This is a genomic window from Desulfobulbus sp. (assembly GCF_030824455.1).
Taxonomy (GTDB): domain Bacteria; phylum Desulfobacterota; class Desulfobulbia; order Desulfobulbales; family Desulfobulbaceae; genus Desulfobulbus.
Window position 1 is genome coordinate 15,533 of sequence record NZ_JAVBXR010000105.1, and the last position, 19,410, is coordinate 34,942.

At 57.4% G+C, this 19,410-nt stretch carries 15 protein-coding genes; 4 read left to right on the forward strand and 11 right to left on the reverse strand.

What is annotated here, in order from left to right; translation table 11 throughout:
- Window positions 1-10: 10 nt before the first annotated feature.
- From RCH93_RS12850 to RCH93_RS12875, 6 genes are all read right to left on the reverse strand, one after another.
- Window positions 11-1,180, reverse strand: coding sequence for a hypothetical protein (locus RCH93_RS12850; RefSeq protein ID WP_306548815.1), 1,170 nt, complete (start codon window positions 1,178-1,180; stop codon window positions 11-13).
- A 29-nt stretch (window positions 1,181-1,209) separates the two neighbouring features.
- Complete coding sequence (locus tag RCH93_RS12855) at window positions 1,210-2,331, reverse strand: ABC transporter substrate-binding protein (RefSeq protein ID WP_306548816.1); 1,122 nt, start codon at window positions 2,329-2,331, stop codon at window positions 1,210-1,212.
- Window positions 2,332-2,421: 90 nt separating this feature from the next.
- On the reverse strand, window positions 2,422-4,692 hold the full coding sequence (locus RCH93_RS12860) for an NHLP bacteriocin export ABC transporter permease/ATPase subunit (protein ID WP_306548817.1): 2,271 nt from the start codon (window positions 4,690-4,692) through the stop codon (window positions 2,422-2,424).
- Between the two features lie 16 nt (window positions 4,693-4,708).
- Complete coding sequence (locus tag RCH93_RS12865; RefSeq protein WP_306548818.1) at window positions 4,709-6,910, reverse strand: NHLP family bacteriocin export ABC transporter peptidase/permease/ATPase subunit; 2,202 nt, start codon at window positions 6,908-6,910, stop codon at window positions 4,709-4,711.
- Window positions 6,907-8,160: an NHLP bacteriocin system secretion protein gene (locus RCH93_RS12870; RefSeq protein ID WP_306548819.1), complete on the reverse strand. Its 1,254-nt coding sequence runs from the start codon at window positions 8,158-8,160 to the stop codon at window positions 6,907-6,909. Before RCH93_RS12870 ends, RCH93_RS12865 begins: the two co-directional genes overlap by 4 nt.
- A 69-nt stretch (window positions 8,161-8,229) precedes the next feature.
- On the reverse strand, window positions 8,230-9,666 hold the full coding sequence (locus tag RCH93_RS12875) for a TolC family protein (protein WP_306548820.1): 1,437 nt from the start codon (window positions 9,664-9,666) through the stop codon (window positions 8,230-8,232).
- Between RCH93_RS12875 and RCH93_RS12880 the strand changes: the two genes are divergently transcribed.
- Complete coding sequence (locus RCH93_RS12880; protein WP_306548821.1) at window positions 9,655-9,924, forward strand: hypothetical protein; 270 nt, start codon at window positions 9,655-9,657, stop codon at window positions 9,922-9,924. The two genes, RCH93_RS12875 and RCH93_RS12880, sit on opposite strands and share 12 nt — an antisense overlap.
- A 141-nt stretch (window positions 9,925-10,065) precedes the next feature.
- Here RCH93_RS12880 and RCH93_RS12885 read toward each other — a convergent pair whose 3' ends face one another.
- Window positions 10,066-13,323 (reverse strand): hypothetical protein, encoded by a 3,258-nt coding sequence (locus RCH93_RS12885; RefSeq protein WP_306548822.1) that lies wholly within the window; start codon window positions 13,321-13,323, stop codon window positions 10,066-10,068.
- Between the two features lie 549 nt (window positions 13,324-13,872).
- On the opposite strand from RCH93_RS12885, the gene RCH93_RS12890 reads away from it, so the two are divergent.
- From RCH93_RS12890 to RCH93_RS12900, 3 genes are read left to right on the forward strand one after another with little or no spacing between them, the layout of a single operon-like run.
- Window positions 13,873-14,061 (forward strand): glycogen-binding domain-containing protein, encoded by a 189-nt coding sequence (locus RCH93_RS12890; protein ID WP_306548823.1) that lies wholly within the window; start codon window positions 13,873-13,875, stop codon window positions 14,059-14,061.
- Complete coding sequence (locus RCH93_RS12895) at window positions 14,058-14,405, forward strand: hypothetical protein (protein ID WP_306548824.1); 348 nt, start codon at window positions 14,058-14,060, stop codon at window positions 14,403-14,405. Before RCH93_RS12890 ends, RCH93_RS12895 begins: the two co-directional genes overlap by 4 nt.
- A gap of 42 nt (window positions 14,406-14,447) precedes the next feature.
- A complete protein-coding gene (locus RCH93_RS12900; protein WP_306548825.1) occupies window positions 14,448-15,347 on the forward strand; it encodes a hypothetical protein in 900 nt (299 codons plus the stop codon).
- Window positions 15,348-15,604: 257 nt separating this feature from the next.
- Here RCH93_RS12900 and RCH93_RS12905 read toward each other — a convergent pair whose 3' ends face one another.
- From RCH93_RS12905 to RCH93_RS12920, 4 genes are all read right to left on the reverse strand, one after another.
- Complete coding sequence (locus tag RCH93_RS12905; RefSeq protein WP_306548826.1) at window positions 15,605-16,669, reverse strand: sensor histidine kinase; 1,065 nt, start codon at window positions 16,667-16,669, stop codon at window positions 15,605-15,607.
- Window positions 16,670-16,671: 2 nt separating this feature from the next.
- Window positions 16,672-17,808 (reverse strand): FIST N-terminal domain-containing protein, encoded by a 1,137-nt coding sequence (locus tag RCH93_RS12910; protein ID WP_306548827.1) that lies wholly within the window; start codon window positions 17,806-17,808, stop codon window positions 16,672-16,674.
- Window positions 17,809-18,068: 260 nt separating this feature from the next.
- On the reverse strand, window positions 18,069-18,704 hold the full coding sequence (locus tag RCH93_RS12915; RefSeq protein ID WP_306548828.1) for a TetR family transcriptional regulator: 636 nt from the start codon (window positions 18,702-18,704) through the stop codon (window positions 18,069-18,071).
- Window positions 18,705-18,791: 87 nt separating this feature from the next.
- A partial coding sequence (locus RCH93_RS12920) for an efflux transporter outer membrane subunit (RefSeq protein ID WP_306548829.1) occupies window positions 18,792-19,410 on the reverse strand: 619 nt, incomplete at its 5' end.

Here is a 19,410-nt window from a genome sequence, read left to right on the forward strand (position 1 = left end):
CAGTGTTGATTTATACATGGGTTGCTGTTTCCTTTACGGCCCTTGCGAGCAGAGAGTCCGCTTCCTCTGACGCCAGCTCTTCCAGGTGGAGGCCAGCCAGGGCTGCAAGCAGGGCTGTCTGTCCCGGAAAATTGCCGGGACCGCTTGCCCTGATGCGGTTATCCCAGCGGGCAAGATTTTCTGCCGCTTTCCGGATCAACCGCTGCAGGAGGGTAAAAACCCTGGCGCCGGGAGGCGGGATGGTCTGGTAATTTTCAAGCCTTCCGCCCTGCCGGTAGCAGGGAAAATCCTCCATCCCCATGAAAAGCATAAACCAGTCAAACTGGTAATGGCCGATCGCCCCGACGATCCCCGCATAATCGGCAAGGAATTCGTCATGGACGGCGTTCTGCATGGAGCCAAAAACCCGGCGGGTAAAGTAATGGGCGCATTCATGTTCCAGCCGGATCCGCAAGGACACCTGCCGCCATTCCTCCTCGGTCATGCCCACCTTGTCGGCGCTCACATTGCTGTAATCACCCTCGCTTAAAAGAATGAATCGATCCTGATACAGGTGCTTGCACGGGATCAACCGAGCAAATTCGGCCGGCCATTCACCATTGCCGCCCCCCCTTTTTCGGGTTATTTCTTCCCAGTTTCTCCGGTAACGGGCGATTCGATCCCAATTGGAAAACCCGGCCACCATGGTCGCGCCCATGGAATCCGGTATGGGCGCCGGTTCATTGCGCAGGGTCAAAATCCGAACCAGTCCGACAAAGTCTTCGCGGTTCCTCGTCTGCAGCACCGGAATCGCTCCGGCTGCGGTTTCATGCAGAATCAGTTTCAGCCCCGTAGGGTCAACAGGAGTCCAACTTGCCTGTGCCGTTTCAGGAAGCTTCCCCTGTAGGGTTGCGGCTCGATAGATCGGCTCAGTACTGATACCCGCCCTGATCGGGAAGCGAAGCTGGATGAGTTTCTCGCGCAAGACCGGCCAAACCCCAAGGTGCGCTGCCTCGGCTGCATATTCGCGCCACACTGCAACAAACGGCTCGTCGTCCAAGGGCAGGGGGGGCAGTGCGTTGGCGTCGGCAAAACGACTGCGGCCATAATCGAGCAGTTCTTCGACCTCAGCCCCCACGGCGCCCATTCTTTTCAGAACATCCCGGCGGAGCCTTTCACGGGTCGCAGTCGCTTCATTCATCGGTCTTTCTCCCACCCGCTACCAACGATCTACTGGATAACCTGAAAAACGCCGCCCCTCACGATTTTCACCACCATGGGCTTGCCCTGCACATCCCCGTTGTCGTCAAAGGTATGGGCGCCGGTCACCCCTTGCCAATCGCGGGTTTTGCGGAGTATGGCCGCCATCTTTTCCGGCGCCGTTGAACCGCCCTCCTTAATCACATGGGCAAGCAGATTAAGGGCGTCATACCCTTGGGCCGCGTTGCGGTTGGGAAGGGAGCCGAACCGTTTCTCATACGCCTTGACAAAAGCAGCCACTTTCTCCCCTTGCGCCGTCGGGTCAAAAGTCGAGACCACCACTAATCCCTCGGCAGCATCACCCGCCTGTTGGATCAGCCGTTCGTTGTCCAGGCTGCCGCCGGAAAGAATCGGCGCTGTGATCCCGGACCGGCGGATCAGGGGAATGATCTCGCCGGCCTGGGGCAGCAGTCCCGCCAGCAGGATAGCGTCAAAATCAAATTGTCTTTTCCACAGCTCAAAATCTGTGGAAAAGTCACTGGTTTTATAGGTGAATTCGTACGGCAGACGGTCGACGATGCTCAATCCCAACTCATAGCAGCGCCGTTCAAAGATATTGGCCAGTCCCCGGGAATAAGAGTCCTGCTGATAGTAAATGGCGACTCGCTTGTAGCCCTGTTTAGCGGCATACTCCGCCAAGATCACCCCGTCGGCCTCGTCGGTGGGAATGTTGCGGAAAACCAGCCGGCGGCCCTGCCGGGTCAGCGCCGGGCTGCTGGCTAGCGGCGAAAGCATGAGCAAGCCGTAATATTCATAAATAACGGCGGTTGAGAGAGAGACCTTTGAGTTCGGATGACCGATTACCGCCACCATATCGAGATTGTCGGCAAATTCCTGGGCAATCTGCATACCGGTGGCCACGGTCATCTCGTCGTCACGCAGGACAATTTCCAGAGGACGGCCGAGGGCTCCGCCCTTACTGTTAATCTCTTCCAGGGCCAGGTTGATGCCATTGAGAAGCGAGAGGTAGCTGCTTGACCAACCTCCGGCCACTCCGATGACAATGGGCCCCTTGGCCAACTCCGCCTGTTCCGCCCGAATTTTTTTTGCACCCCAGCGAATCGACTCGGACTTGGCGGCGTTCAAAACCAAAAAACAGAGCCAAGTGATACACCCTACTGCAAAAATACCAAAAAGGGCCCACAGTGTGATTTTTCTTAGCATGCCAAATTCCACCTGTATTTAGGCCAGTTGTCTTCTGGCAAGTTCAACGAACAATCCCGGTTGCGCCATCAGTTCCTCATAGGCGCCCTGTTGCACGATTCTCCCCTGATCAAGGACATAGATGCTATCCGCGTTGACAATGGTGCTCAACCGGTGGGCGATGGCCACCCTGGTGATCCGGAGTCCTTCCAGACTGCGGTTGACCACGGCCTGGGTTCTGTTGTCCAGGGCGCTGGTGGCTTCGTCAAAGAACAAAATCCGGGGTTCAGCCGCCAGGGCGCGGGCAATGAGGAGCCGCTGGCGTTGGCCGCCGGAAAGGCCGCCACCGCCATGGGAGATCACCGTATGCATTCCCATCGGCATATCCTTGATATCCTCCTCCAAGCCGGCCATGCGGACGGCTTCCCAGGCGTCGTTGATGGTGAGACGGGAGGAGCCGACGATGTTGGTGAAAATATCCCCCCCAAGCAATTGGCCGTTCTGCAAGACTACCCCCATCTGTCGCCGCAACTCCCTGACGTCAAGGCCGGTCAAATCCTGACCGTCATAAAAAATGCCGCCTGATTCGTATTTTTCAAAACCCAGCAACAGGCGGAAAAGGGTGGATTTACCCGAGCCGGACGATCCGACCACAGCGACAAACTGACCGGGAAGAACGCGCAGGGAAACGTCGTTGAGAATCAGCGGTCCGTCCGGGGTATAGCGGAAAGAGAGATGACTGACCTCAAATTCTCCGGTTAGTCTTCCTGGGTCGGCCATGGCTTGATCCGTTTCCGGCAGGGTTTCTATGATCGGTTTGCAGCGCTGATAAAGGGGCAAGACGCCGACCGCTCCCACGATACTCATAAAGACGCCGAGCACAGACTGCAAAAATTGGCCAAAGGCCGCGTTGAACGCGAGAAAATCGCCGGTAGAGAGGGGATTTTTCTCCGTGAACCAAACTATCATGATGAAAATGACAACAGTAGAGACGACCGGATAGACAGCGGTGAAGGTTTCAACTATGTTCTGCACCTCTCGGGATTGACGGGCCAGTTTCCGTTGACCGGTGAACATCTCGGCCCAGCGGGCGAAAACCCGTCCTTCACTGCCTGTGACCCGGAATTTGGCAATCCCGGTGATACTTTCAAGCACCAATCCCGAAAGTTTTCCGCCAATCATGGCGAGCTGTTTCTGATAACGCAATTGGGTCAAGCTGGTGGCGCCCATGAACAGCAGGGCGAACAGGGTCAGCAGCACCGCCGCCTTGGCCAGCTCAACGCTGTACCAAAATAGCAGGGCCAGGCTAAATAGAGAAAAAAAACCGGAGATCAGGGCATTGACCGTCGTACCCGAGAGGATGCTGCGGATAGCGTTGATGCCCATGGCGCGGTCAGCCAGATCACCGGCAGAAAAGTTACGGAAAAAAGGAACCGGCAATTCAAGCAGGCGATCCCATATCGCCCCCTGCACATGCTGATCCATCCGCCCTTCCAGGCGCAAGATTGCTATACTGCGTGAAAAGTTAAAAATCGCCACACTGACGGCACTGACCAGCAGCGCCACGGAAAGCATGAACAACTGGGTCAGCTGAGCGCCGGGGATAATCGTGTCAAAAATAATCCCGGTGGCGATAGGAGTAAGCAACCCCAACAATCCGGCAGCCAAGCTCGTCAGCAGGATAACGCCAATATCCCCGCCCCTGCCCTTGATGGCGAAACGAAGCAAATCCCTGCCATTGAGGGCCTGCGGGGGAAGGGTACGGTAGAGGACATGGGCAAAAGGGTCAAGCGCCGCCGCCACCGCAGCGGTCACCGGCGCCAGGACGCCGGGGGTTGCGGGATCGTAGAGCAGGTAGCGGCGGCCGCTCTTTTGCAACAGAGCCACCGGCCGTTGCTCTTCACCGGTGAAGGCCACCATGGGACCGTTGTCCTGGGTCCACCATTGCCCTCGTAAGGCGACCTGACGGGTGCGCAGACGGGAGGCCCGGACAATGGCGTCAAGCGGATTTCGCCACTTGTCGGATCCGGTACGAACCGTAGGCTTGATAATGGCGATGCCCAGCGGTTTGGCCACCTGACGACAGACATCGAGCAGAGGGTCGTCGGCTTCAGCCGCCGGCACTTTTTCATCGCCCTCCAAAAGAGCGGCCAAGCGGTTCACCGCCTGGGAGACCAGCTCTTGGTCCGCAGCCAGCTTGCGCGTCAGGCGTTCCCGATCCTGTTCGTCCGGGGCCGGAACCGCAGGGACAGTGCCGGCATCATCATAAAGCTCCGTAGCTATTTTTTGTTCCTGTTCAACCGTGGTCATGCTCTCGTCCGGGCGCTCATAGGGTGTTAATCAGGCTAGCGTAGTGACCATCCAGCGCCATGAGCTCATCATGGGCGCCCCGCTCTGTCACTCGACCTCGATCCAGGAGGATGATTTCATCGCAATCACGGATGGTGCTGAGTCGATGCGCCACAATGATGCAGGTACAACCCCGCTGGCGGATATGGGCATCAACCTGCTGTTCCGTCAGGGGATCAAGGGCGCTGGTGGCCTCGTCAAGAATCAGAATGCTGGGTTGTATCGCCAGTGCGCGGGCAATCTCCAGCCTCTGCCGCTGGCCACCGCTGAAGTTGCGTCCCCCTTCCCCCACGTCGCCGTCATACCCCCCGGCTCGTGCCGCAATGATTTCATGGATGGCGGCATCACGCGCTGCCGCCACAATCTGGGTTTCCGGAATGGTTGTATCCCAGACGGTGAGATTGTCGCGGATGGAGCCGCCGAACATGAAGATGTCCTGGTCCACCAACGCCAGAGAATTATTGATGATGGCACGGGGGATTTCCCTTCGCGGCGTGCCGTCAAAAAAAATTTCCCCGGCCCAGGGCTCGTACAGACCGGCAACCAGTTTTGAAAGGGTTGATTTGCCGCAACCCGATCCGCCGACCAAGGCCACCCGCTTGCCCGGTTGCAGGGTGAGATTGAAATTTTCAATAAGCGGCGGGGCAAGTTTGCTGTAACCGAAGGTGATGCCCCGCAACTCGATGGCGCCCGCAAGCTTTGAAGGCTGGGAGTAGGCGGTGTTTTTCGGGTCAGCGGCTGATGTTCTTGATTCTTCAGCGGTGAGCAGCGGATCGATGGGATACCGCAGGACATCGTCCAGTCTGTTGATATCTCCCTTGACCTCCTGCAGGTTGCCCCCCAGACCGACCAGTTCATTCACCGGCTGAATAAAGCTGGCCATCAGGCTCTGAAAGGCGACCAGCATCCCCATGGTCAGATGACCGTCCATTATCCGCAAACCGCCGATCCCTAAGATGAGGACCGCGTTGATTGCGGTCAGCAAAGGCGGCACAGCATTCAGCAGTTGCGAGGAAACGCCCAGTCGTTGTTCGGCATCCAGCACCTTGGCATGATACCCCGCCCATTTGGCGAAAAAATCGCTTTCGCCGCCGGTGGCCTTGAGGGTCTCAATCAGTTGCAATCCCCCCATGGAGGTCCCCATGAGCTTGCCCCGTTCCTGGAGCAGACGTTGGTTGTCGTCGACCCGGCGGCGGGAGATCAATTGCAGAAAAGCGATGTTCAGGACCGCAATCAACACCCCGGCCATGGTCAAGGCCACATCGTAATGAATCATGATCAGGGCATAAAAAACCACCATCAGGCAATTGAGAACGTTGGTCGCCAGAGAGCCAGCCAGCAAAGCGGCAACCTTGTCGTTGATGCCGACCCGGTTCCCGATCTCACCGCCGTAACGCTGGGCAAAAAACTCCATGGGCAGCCGCAGGATATGCCAGAAAAAGCGGCTGGAGGCGGCGAGGGCGAGCTTCATCTCAAACCGCATCAAGAAATATTGCTGGATCCAAGTCAGCAGGCCGCGGAGCACAGCGGTGATCCCCATGCCGATCAACAGCGGTTTGAACCACTCTTCCATGCCGCCGACCAGGATATTGTCGACGAAAATACGACTGAAGGTAGGGATAACCAAACCCGGCGCCACCAGCATCAGGCTAGCCAGGAAGATAAAAAGCAAGGCGTTTTTCGTGTTCCCCAGTCGTTTGCTCAGACCTTCCCGCAGGGTTCTTTGCACGCCTCCTGTCTTGAAATCCGGACCTTTCTCAAAAACCAGCACCACGCCGGTAAAAGCCTGGTCAAATTCCTCCTCGGTGAGCGTCCGGGAACCGGAAGCGGGATCATTGATGTAGGCGCATCCTTTGCCAAATCCTTCAAACGTGACGAAATGATTGAAGTTCCAGAAGATAATCGCCGGCAGCGGCAAATCGCGCAAGGCCTCCGGTTCCTTTCTGTACCCTTTGGCAACCAGACCGTAATGGCGGGCAGCCTTGAGAACATTATTTGCCTTACTGCCGTCGCGCGAGACCCCGCACTCAATGCGCAACTCTTCCAAAGGCACGATGCGGCCGTGGTAGCCAAGGATACTGCCCAAGGCTGCGGCGCCGCACTCAACCGCCTCCATCTGCAGGACGGTTGGCGTCCGCGCGCGTCGATGCTTCCCTGTCAGCCAATCAAAGGAAATCACAGCGCCAACTTATTTTTAAAATAGGGGATGAGGTAATTGATGGGCCGCTTATGCTCGACAGTGATCTCTCCCATGCAGATGGTGCCGGCCTGAATGGTCACCGGCGGACCTTTGCCGGAAGACCATTTGTACCCGCTGACGGTTTCACCATCAGGAATCAGTTCGGCTTTGACGGCATAGGGGGCCGCATCCTGGGAAAGGGTCTGCGCCAATTGCTCATTGCCGAGCACCTGGACCATGCCCTGATAGGTGGCCGGGTAATCCGAGGCATAGTCGACCAAGCCGAGGACGCTGCCGTTTTCCTCCTTTTTCACGGATGAGGGCACGATATCTATTTCCATGCCTGGCCGCACCTTTTTGCCGTCCGCCGCCGGAACATACAGGACCACTTCAAGTTTCCGTTCCTCTGATTCCACACTGATAACAGGGGTGCCCAAAGCGACAACACCGCCGAGGGCGACCTTGACCTCGACCACTTTGCCGGACACCTTACTGACCACCCGTGAATCGTTGACCAACCGGTTTTCTAATAAGGTGATGGCGCGTTCCACGGCGTTAATCTTGAATTCACTCTCCTTGATCGAGTTTTCGGTATTGTTTTTGAGCGTGAATTCCTGGGAGCGCAGCTCCTCGACCTTAATTTTTTGGGTTTCAATCTCTTCCATGACATTGGTCAGATCCCGGCGGGTGGTCTCAACCCGGGAAGGGACAATCAGCCCTTTTTCCAAAAGTTGCTGCTGTTTGTTTAACTGCTCCCGGATGAATTCAACCTGCTGCTCCTGCGTCAAAATAGAAGTTCTCAGGATCTTCGCCTGCGCCTGAAAGGCTTCGACCTGATATTTGAGATCCTTCTGAGAAAAATCGAGCAACCGCTGGTAACGGTTTTGCGCTTCCTTGATTTCATTGCGGACATTACGCAATTCATTGAGCAGCACTGGCTGGGCGATCCTCGCCACCACCTGACCGCGCCGGACATAATCATTGGCCTGCACCACCACCTCGGTCACCTGGCCCGCACCGAGGGTGACGACATTGGTAATGCCTCCTTGGCTCAGCAAAATCCCTTGCCCCCGCACTTTGATGGGGATGCTCCCCCAAAAACCCCAGACCAAGGCCATGGCCAGAATCGCCCCGAGCACCACCAGCGCCAACCAGCCGGTGGAGGTGGTCACCCTGGTCAGCATGTCCAGTTGCTCCGGCGAGGAAAGGCGTTCCAGCGACACTTTGCGGAATATTTCCTTCTTCTCCATGCGGTGTGTCTCCTTCGGTGGGCGGTTGGTATCAGATATTCAAGAGAGGGGTGACCATGGCCGTCTTGGTCAATCCACGTCCTCAGGGAGCAGCAGGGTGGTCAAATCGCTGAGAGTGACCAAGCCTTCTTCATCGACAAATTTGACCAATTTCCCGGTTTTGAAACGCAGACTGACCAAACTGTTGGCGGCCCGCTGCCGGGCCGAGATGCGATTAAGCAGCGCACTGTCCAGACGGTCTTCAATGGAGAGCAAGTCGAGAAAAGTGGTTTCTCCCAACAAGTATTTTTCCCGTTCATTGTCCACCGCAGTGGTAAAGTTGCGTACCGCCTCTCCGGATCGTTCGAGCTCATTCACAACGCTGAAAAGACCGCTCAGGACCGTGCTGATATCGGTTTGAATGGTGCGCACCAGCTCTTTTTCCCGGAGAATCCCCTGGCGATACTGGGCCAGCGCCTGGGTCAACTCTCCTTCGCTGCTGTTATTCCCCAGGGGGTATGTCACCCTGAAACCGGCGGACCAGTCGGGACTGTCCTGATTATAGGCGGTGGTCTGCAAAGAGCGGCTCAGGCCGCTGCCGCTCTTCAGCCCGTCATACCCAAGTGAAAGTTCCAGGTTGAGCTCCGGTTTTATACGGTTTTGAGCGGCCTTGAGTATCGCCTCAAGGGATCTGTTCTGCTGGATGGTTGCCAAGAGATCCAGCCTGTGATGGGTGGCGATTTGGGTGTAGGAGAGAATGTCAACGGCCTTGGCTTGGAGCAGGGCGGCGCTATCAGGTTCAGGAAAAGGCGCCGCCGGCGCGGGAAGTGTGCGGATTTCTTCGGGGGTAATCCCCATGGCCATGCCCAGTTCGGCTCTGGCCGCAACCACTGCCTGTTCGGCCGTCAATCGGGAGCTTTCCCTGTCCGCCAGGTTAGCCTGCACATTGACCAGTTCAGCTGCGGGGACTTCGCCCCCCTGGACCATGACCTTGGTTTTCTCAAGCATGGTTTGAGCCCGCTTTTCCGTCTCAATGAGAACGGTCAGACGCTCATGGGCTGCGAGATAGGCCCAGAAGACCTGGACCGCATTGGAGACGGAAAGGGAAATCTCGTGCGATACATTCAATCGCGCCGCTTTCATTTCATGGGCGGCGGCAATTTCTCCCACAGCTGTGTTTTCGTAGCCCAACCCACGCAGCAACGGCAGTTTGACCAGCAATCCGACCGTGTTGGACTTAACGGGACTGAGATCCTGGTCGGTCACCAACCGATAATTATACCCTGTATATTGAACATAGGGGCTCACGGAAACACCGGAGCGGAACAACTTGGAAAACCTGAGGCCGGTTGTCGAGCTCTCTTCGGTTTCAATGATCGCATCGTCGGCAGGAATGGGAGCCTTGTCCTGCTTCTTGATAAAGTACGTTTCTACCGTCCAATCGAAAGGACCGCCGCTGCTCTGGTAGGCTCCTTGCGTCGAGTTTGCCTGCTCCCGTTGTATAAGGATGGACGGTTGCTGCTCCATGGTTTTTTTCACCACGCCCAGCACATCTATTTCGTTAACCGCTGTCGTGGCGTTGTTGGCCGCTTTTTTCGCCCTGCCGACCTCAGGACAAAAAAAATCAAAACTTGTGACGAGAACAAAAAAACCAATGAGAACAATGCGGCGCAATTTTTGGCTGTTGATAGTCGCGTAAAAGGTCATTTTGTTATTTTCGTCAAAAAGGCGCAAGAAGAGAGCGGAGCGGTGAACACGTCGCCGCTGTTTGCCAGCAGCATCTGACAATTTCCTTACAACGGAGAGGCGGAAGGAAAAAAAAGAGGGAAAAGAGAAGAGGGGAGGGCAAAAATAGAAAAAGAATCGTCTCCGGCCAAGCGGCGCAATAGGCTTCGGATGTTGCCGGAGAAAAGGGGTGCTGTGATCCTACGGAGTAGTGATTTCGGTGATCATATCCGCGATTTCGTGTTGAGGATATCCTTCCTGGTGGAGGACGGCTTCGAAACGGTTCAGCACGCGGCGGGAATGAATGGCGGAATGTCGCCCCTCCAGGCGATAGAGGCAGGCATAGAGACGATCATTGAGTTGATCATAGGTTAAGGCCTTTTCGACCACTCGGATTGCTGCGGGCAAGCGGTTTGCTCTGGTCAGCAACTCACTCCAGGCAAAGGCCAAATCCGACAGGGATCTGACCAGGGCATCCCGGAAGTTGCGAATCCGGTCGTCACCTGCCACCCCTGGAACAAATTCACCCTGCCAGAGGGGTTCAACGGCGGTGAACATATTTCCCGCCTGCCAGAATTCCTGGAGGCGATAGTGGGTCAGTCCTCGTTTGACGCCATCGAGAAAGCCCTGCGCGTCGAGCCGGCAGTGCGCCAGCCAGAGCATCCCCTTCTCCCGGTTGAGATAGAAGTGAACCGTGTTCTCCGGCAACACCTCGGCAAGTGTTTTGCGCAGGCGTGAAACCAGGGTGTCGAACTTGATTTTAACAGCGTCCGGGGGACTGTCCGGCCAAAAATGGAGGAGAATGGTTTCCTGGGGTACCTTCAGGTTAGGTGCGGCGAGTAAAAGGGCGAGCAGTTCACGCTGCAATGGGGTCAGCGCCTCGGCTTCAAGCAGCGTCACTCCTTGGTGGAGGATTTTGAAACTGCCGAGGGTCTGGATGTCGAGCAAAGGAAGGGTAGTGCCGTCGTCGAACAGAACTTGACTGATTCGTCCAGCGGCCAAGGCTTGCACATATTGCGGCTCGATGCCTTGGCGGACGGCATGGGAAAAGAGGGCTTCCATAGCCTTGGGCGTCCAGGCCCAAAAATGCCGGTAGTTGTTGCGCCGCAACAATCGCAAGCCCGCTTCGATGTCCTGCCGGGCCTGAACGGCTTGACCAGCAGCCAGAAGAACCGCCGCCCGATGCAGGAGGCCGCAGGATTCAAGATACTCGGTCGGCATCCGACGGGCATCTTCAATGCCTTCCCCGAGCAAGTTGATTCCTTGTTCGTGGCGCCCGCAATGACAAAAAACGAGGCCGACCAGTAATTTGTTCTGGGTGATAAAATAGCGGCCGCCAGCCAGTTCCCGCATTTGCCTCGATTCGGCCGCCGCTGCCAGAGCCTGCTCCATGTGCCCCTGCATGGCCAGGGCCACACCCTGGAGTTGCAGAATTTGACTACGCAGATGGGGGCTAAACGGTGGATGCTGGATGAGGGCATGATCCGCAATCTCCAGGGCAACAGCAAAATTTCCCTGGTTCAGGGCAATATCCATTTCCCATATATAACAGAATGGCCCAGCAATGGACTGGGACACCAAATCCGCGCCAAAGGTGGAGACGAGCTGATGTTTCTGTTCGAAATAGTTGGAAAAGTCACCGTCGTGGAAGAGGAAATTGATCAGCATCATCCGAATGGCAAGGCAGTTGAACACCCCCACCTCGGAATGATGGATAAAGGGAGCGGCCTGTTCCAGAAAGATCCGGGTTAGGGACGTATGACCGGCAAAGATTTGGATATACCCCATTACCATAAGCAGAGCGGCCTCGAAATTGACCAACTTTTCTTCCCGGGCCAGGATCAACGCCTGGGAGGCATAGCTGGTCGCCTCGTCGATGTTTGCCAGGAAGATGCAATGCCCCATGGCTAAATTGTGCGCGACCAGGATGGTCGTGGAGAGGTCAAGAGCGTCGGCGACCCGTTCGAACAGCTGCATCGCCCGGTCCAACTGCACCTCTGCGCCCCGGTAATGCCCGGTTGTGATAATGCGGATGGAGATATCGTGGGTCAGACTCAGCAGCTCACCGACCTCATTGTGCTGCGCGGTGAAGATCGTCAAGGCCTGATCAAGCAGCGGCAAGGCCAGCGTCGGCGCGGAGTCCATGTGCGCCAGGGCCAAAAAGAGAGAGGCCCAGCCCATTTGGTGGAGATAGGGTTCCGGTATCCGGCTGAGGATGGCATTCAGGGTGGCCGCTTGATTGGTCGCCAGAAAGGCCATCCCCGTGTCCTGGAGAACAGCGTCGATTTGTTTATAGTCCTCGGCCCGGAGGAAGTAACGGAGTGCTTGCGCCGGATTGCCTTGCTTGAGGCAGAAGTGGCCCGCCTGCCGGTAAGTAGTGGTAATGGTTTCCCGGCTCAACTCCTCTTCAGCCTTCTCCTGCAGGAACTCTCGAAAGAGATAATGCAAGCCGAATTCGCCGTTATGCGGATCAAGGTGACGGCTGAAGATGTTGCGCCGGACCAGATCGCTCAAAACATTGCCGATGTCGGACCTGTTGGTCAGTTCGATGGCCAGCTCAAGTGGAATCTCGTCCAGCAGGGAAAGAATCAGGAGCGGTCGATGGATTGCCTCATCCAGGAAGGCAAGAATTTCCCGGCGAAAGTAAAGGAGGAGTTCCTGGCGACCTTTTGCCTCCCAATGGCTCAGCGCGGGGAAATCGGCTTGGCCATGATGCTGTACCATGTGAAGCCCCAACAACCGCACCCCCATGGTCCAACCTTCGGTGAGGCGAGTTACTTTTCTGACGATGTCAAGAGGCACGGCGAGATGCAGGCTCTGATGGAAAAAATCGGCGACGTCGTGCTCGTCCATGGCCAGGCTTCGGTTGTCGAGGCGAGACAGATTGCGCGTGCGTGTGAGCTGTTCAAGGGCATTGAGAGGCTCGCGCGAGGCTAGAATAAAGTGAAGCCGGGGAGGCGCGGATGCGAGCAGATAATTGAGGATGAACAGGCTGGTGGGATGGGGGAGCAGATACTGCAGATCGTCAAACACCATGTATAAATCGTCTTTCAGGCAAGCATCCAGATCATGCAGCAACAGGTCGAGCCGTCGCGGCAGATCAAGCACGTTGCAGTCTCCGCACCCCAAAATTTTGGTCGTAGCTGCTGAAGGACAATCTGCCAGCAGACTGTTGATGCAGGAGGCGATGGCCTGGAGAAAAAAGCCCGGATCACCGTCCTCGGGCCCCACCTGGTACCAGACCGAGGCTGTTTGGATACGATCAAGATACTGTTTGATGGTGGTGGTTTTCCCCAAACCGGCCTGAGCTTCAACCACGATGGTTGCCGTCCGGGTTCCATTCTGCCGCAGCAGGTAATCGACCACCCTTTTCCGGTAGAGAAACTGCGGTGAATCGACCCGAGGAGAAAAAAATTTATCGGCCTTGATTTGCGGTCTGAATTCCGATGATGGGCGCACGCTGCTCTTCAAATTATAGTAAATTGGTTACCCTTTGGAGGGCGAACGAGTTTTGTATTACATCAAGAAAACAGAGCCCGACAGAAACCCCTATTTTTTAATGGGGAGTCATGCTTTCGTAGCCACTGTTAATGCGCGTAGCTTTCTTTCCGGACCATTTTTTGTCTTCACTTGGGCAAGTGCCACGCACTCCAAACGTGATTTGAGTGCCTCCTGATTGCCGGGCTATGAGAGCCTTTGTCCATGCTGACTGAGCAACTCAATAGTATCCTCGTTCCAATAAGGGTCAAGGATTATAATGTCTTCTTTTGTAAGGCCTCTCCCCTTGCGGGCGCCGCCGACGTCGATGCCGGCAACGATTGGATCTTTTGACGCGCTCATCCTGCCGTTCTTCTCCCTCTTTCTCCCCTACCCCTACCTCAGCCACACCAGCGCCTTGAAGCCCCCCCCAACGCCTCGGCCCGGCCTGTCCTTTCGACCAACCGGAAACCTCCAGAGATTCCTCGCCGCGTTGGCCATGACGCCCCAAAATAACGAGTAGCGGGTTCCATGGAGCGGGTCAGCGCCAGCGGTTATTGGACCCTGACCCTGCCGGTCCCCAAGGGGGAGCACCGGTACAGTTATCTGGTCGAGGATGGGCGGCAAATCGCCGATCCCACCGTTGTCGCCAAGGAGCAGGACGACTTCGGCGGGGAGAACTCGATAATCGAGGTGACCGAAGCGAAGGCGGCGGTATGATCAGGCGGTTGGCACTTGTTTTCCTGGCCAGCGGTCTCCAGGGATGCGTTCCCCAGCACTCCGTGACCATTCAGGCCGAAACCGTTACCCTCGCTCTGCAGGCGCCGCAAGCCACGAGCGTACACTTCGCTTCCTCGGCAGATCAGTATGCCTTGCATAAGGCCACCAGGAATAGGGACGGGGTCTGGCTCATCAACGGTTTGGCGAACCGGGAATTTCAATATTTTTATCTCGTCGACGGCAAGCTGTTTATCCCCGATTGCCGATTCCGGCAGAACGATGATTTTGGCACGGCCAACTGCAGACATCTGCCCGAATTGCAAGGTTCCCATGCAGACAAATGAACGAGATTGCAGGTGTACAATGAGAAAAGACAAGAGGAATGTATGCATACTTTGATACGATCGTTCATCATCATTGTGCTGCTGGTTGCGCCAGCCGGCGTAAAGGCTGCCGGAGAAATGGCTGCGGTCACTACCGCCCAGCTGCGTGCGCTTCAGAGCAGCCTTACCCGCGCCGGCATGACCGATGGGGATGCCGGCGGGATGGTCGAGGGCATGGTTGAGGCCCAGTATTCCGGTGAACAGATGGCTATGATCGGGCAACAGGTCCAGGCGGCCGCTGGGGGCCGGAGCACTCGGGAGGCGGTGGTCAGTAAAATCCGGGAAGGGATGGCCAAGCGAGTGGGACCAGAAGGCATCGTCAAGGCCACGGACAGAGTGCGGGAACGTTACGGATTTGCCATGGAAACAGCCAAGGCGTTGACGAAGGAACAGTATGCAAGCCTGGGCGGCATCATCGCCGACAGCCTGAGTTCGGGTCTCAGCCAACCGGACGCCAAGCGGATCACCACTGGATTGCAGACGCGATCAGAGCAGATGCAAAAAGACAGCCTGCAGGCCCTGGCTACTGAAACCATGCTGACCGCCCGCGATATGGTTCGCTTGGGCGTGTCGTCCCAGGTCGCCTCGGCGGTTGTGGGAGAAGCGTTGGCACGGGGCTACGATGCGGCGGCGATGGAGGCCCTACGGCAAACATTCAATACGCAGCGGATGCAGAGCAATATGGATCAGGTTGCCCAGAGATTTGGCTTGGCCATTCGTCAAGGTGTGAGCGCGAGAGATTTAGGCGCTCATGCAGGGGCTGGCGGGAGCGGCGGAGGAGGCAATGGTGCGGGCGGTTCGGGAGCAGGCGGCGGCGCAGGATCAGGCTCCGGTGGCAGTGGTTCCGGCGGAGGCGGCAAGGGAGGAGGTTCAGGTTCCGGCGGAGGCAAGGGGGGGCGATGAGCCAGAGGATGCAGTATATGCCCCAAGGAACGTTTGATTTAATTGATTAAATGTATTGAGGAATATGCATACAGAAGAGGCGACGGTCTCGCCTATTCCATTTCTATTTCAAAAGTGATGCGCGTCTGTTTGTCGACGAGCTCAGCGAGGGAAAATCTCGCGAAGATCCCGAGATCTCTCCCTTGCGGTCGAGGTGACATACCTTCATCGACGAGGTTTTGCTCTGTGCATCAGGCTTCGCTTGATTGAGAATGGCATTAGCCAGCCTCGCCCTGCTCAATGGGCAGGCTGATGATGAAGGTCGTGCCTTCGCCGGTTTGGCTTTCAAGGTTGAGAGCGCCGCCGTGCTTTCGGGTGACCACGTCGTGGGCGATGGCCAGGCCCTGACCGGTGCCTTTGCCCACCGCTTTGGTGGTGAAGAAGGGATCGAAAACGCGGGCGCGAATCTCTTCGGGAATGCCGGTTCCGGAATCGCTGATGCGAATTTCCACCTGGTCGCCGCGCCGACGGGTGACAATGCCAATGCGCCCTTTTTTGCCGCCGGACGCGCCGATTTTGCTGGTAAGGGCATGGGCGGCATTCACCAGGATATTGAGAAACACCTGCCCCAGTTCGGCGGCCAGACACTCTGTTTGCGGCAGCTCGGGATCAAGATCGGTCTCCATCTCGGCCACGTACTTCCATTCGTTGCTGGCGACAATCACCGTGGTTTCCAGCAGTTTATTGAGATTGGTTTTGACCATTTCCTTGCTGCTGGGGTGGGAAAATTCCTTCATCGCCTGGACAATGGTGGAGATGCGGCGGACGCCCTCCTTGGATTGCCTGATCGCGGCGGGAATCTCCTCGCGCAGATACGGCCAATCGATCTCATCCATTAAACCCGAAAGCGCGTCGCCAAACCGGCTGACGTCTCCGCCGCCGCGCACCGCCTGCAACTGTTCGGTCACGGCGGCCAGCAGCCGCTGCACGTCGGCAAACGCCTCGTCGAGAAAATCAATATTGGAGCCGATGAACTGGGCCGGGGTGTTGATCTCGTGGGCAATGCCGGCGGCGAGCAAACCCACCGACTCCAGCTTGCTGGCCTGTAGCAGTTGGGCCTGGGTCTGCTGCAGTTCGCGCAGGGCCTTTTGCAGGGCCTCGGTCTTGTGCTGCACCACCCGCTCCAGGCCAAGGTTCTGGGACAACAATTCCAGGGAAGAGGCGCCCGCGGTGGACTGCCGTTCCACGGTGTCCATCAGCACCTGAATGGTCTTTTCCTGGGCCGCGATCAAGGCCTGCAACTCCGCTTCATGCATGGTCGGTTCCTGCTCTTGCTGATCCATGGCTACCCCGCTATGGCGACGCCGGTAAAGGTTTGATTGACGTGGAGCGAATGGAACTGCTCGCCGTAGGTGCTGAAGCCGACCACCTTGTTCTCGCTCATCAGCCGGCCGACGCTGCCGTCAATGCCGCGCGCCTCCATTTCCAACCGCCTGAGAATGCAATCGGAACCAAGTATCACCGCCGGTTCGCCGATTTGCTCCCGGATTCCGGCAAAGGCGGCCTGCAGCGAAGCTTCCGCAGAATGCCCCTCGCCGATGGTCAACACCAACCCCTTGTCAATGGCGCAGTGAAACTTGAGCCCGCCGTTGGAATCAATGCCGGCGATGGAGCGGACAAAATAATCGTCCTGGATGCGGAGCATCAGCGGATGGCGGGAGAAAACACCGGCATCGAGTTGGTTGAGCGGCATGTTGATCAGCCGGGCATAGGCGGCGGCCGCTGGTTGGCCGTTGATTTCCCGCACCAGCCGGCGCTCGGGCTCGGCTTCGGTAATCACCAGCCGGGTGGCGGTGGGGGTAAAATGCTGGTGTTTGAACACGGAAAACGGCAGTGAAGTGAGGCAGAGGGTAAACACGGCGGCGTCCTGCAACAGCTCGCCGTCGTGATAAACAAAGGTTTCCTTGAAATGGAGCATGTCGCCGGCGGAACCGCCGATGAGCGGCACATCGCCCAAGGCCCGGTACAGACAGGCGCTGAGCATTTCCTCCTTGGCGGACAAACCGTCCACCAAGAGCAGACCAAAGGCCGGCGTCTTTGCGGCGAGCAGCCGATCCTGGACGTCGGCGGCTATGCGCTCCACCTGTTCCGCCAAGGCGGAGAGCGGATGAATCAGGTAGGGGACGGCCTGAAAGTATTCGCTGGCCAGGGTGGCGCCGCTGATGCCGCCGAGCTGGAAGCCGAGCGGCGACAGCTGACCGGCGGTGGTACAGCCGATCAGAGGGCCGGGCAGCTGGTCGCGCAGGGCCCGGGCGAGTTCCCGACGATCATAGGCGTCGGAAAAAAAGGCGAGGCTCAGCCCGCTCGCCGGCTGACGAATCTGGGCGGCCAGTTGCCGCACCGCCTCGGCGGCGTCAGGATGGGTTGAGGTTCCTTGGCGAACAAGCAGGCGCGGTGAGGAATTTTCCTTGCCGGACATCATGGGCGTCTCCTTGTGTTCTGGGAAAAATAGAGCGGCGGGCGAGGTGAACAGGTCGTTGAGGCGTGTCCCTGGCGGCGCAATCCCCGGTGCATTGGCGTTCGGCGTTCACCCCAGGCAATCCCTGTTCAAAATTGTATCGCATCGGAGCGCCAAAAGGAAAACCGATTCACGTCCGGGAGAAAAAAAGGACGGCGCCGGCAAGGCGCGTGGGAAAACAGGGGACGGTTCCCGGCCCTGGAGACCGGGAACCAGGAGGATGCTCAGGCCTGCCGGAGCAAAACGCCGCAGCGCAGCATCTGGAGCAGAGCGTCGATCAACCGCGGCGCTTCTTTTTTGATGTCAAATAGTTCCGGGGTCCCAACCCAATTGACAAGCAGACCGTGAATGTAGGAAAGAACGACAACCGCGCCAAGGGGCACATCGAAATCCGCCGGCAGCTGATTTTTGTCGCAGGCGTTGCGGAGCACTGTCTGGATGCCGAAAAACCGTTCCTGACGGACACAGAGGTGGCGCAGACGGATGGCTTCGGCGTCCTTGCTCTGGTCGTTGCCGTCAAACAAAATCCGGAACAGTTGCAGCTGGCGCGGGTCCTCGACCAGACCGGCGAAAAACGAAATGTACAGGTCTCTCATTTTGCCAAGCGGATCGGGTTCGTCCCGGCTTTCACTGGCCTGCGCCAGGGGGGCGTAGAGCAGCAAAACCTGGTCCCACAGACTGTTCAGCAAGTCTGCCTTGTTGGCAAAATGCCAGTAGATGGCCCCCCGGGTGACCCCAGCCTCATGGGCAATGTCTGCCAGCGAGGCGTGCGCCGCGCCTTTGACCGCAAAGACCCGCACCGCGGCGTCAAGGATGGCGCTGCGGGTCTCCAGGGCTTCTTCCTTTGTTTTACGCGCCATAGGTTGCACTCCATGCCCGACGATTTGAAACGGACGGGTTGATCGTCAAGCTTCTGATCAACCCGCACTGTTGCATCCCTCCGCGCATCAGGACCGCTCTTTCCAGCCGCCGCCAAGCGCTTTGTAGAGGTCGATCTGATTGACCAGCTGAGCCAGTTGCAAAACGAGATACGTCTGACGGGCGGTGTAGAGCGACCGCTGGGCGTCGAGCAGGGTGAGAAAGCTGTCCAACCCCTGGAGATAGCGATCCTTGGCCAGGGCGTGATATTCCTGATTGGCGACCAGGTTGGCCTTTTGCGCCACCAACTGTTCCACATAGGTGTCGCTGGCGACCAGGGCGTCGGCGGCCTCCTGAAAGGCGGTCTGAATGGCCTTTTCATACTGGGCAACGTAAATGTCCTTGCTGATTTTGGCGACGTCGAGCTCGGCCTGCAGCCTGCCGGCGGTGAAAATGGGCAGATTGACAGTCGGCGAGAAGAGCCAGGAGCCGGAATTGCCGTCAAAGAGTTTGGACAGATCGCCGCTGATTTCACCAGCGTTGGCGGTCAGGCTGATGGTGGGAAAGAAGGCGGCCCTGGCGGCGCCGATATTGGCGTGCGCTCCTTTCAATGCATGCTCGGCGGCCATAATGTCCGGTCGTTGGAGCAAAACTTGCGACGGCAGTTGGGCGGGCGGGCGAGCCGCCATCGTTTGCGCATTCAAAGGG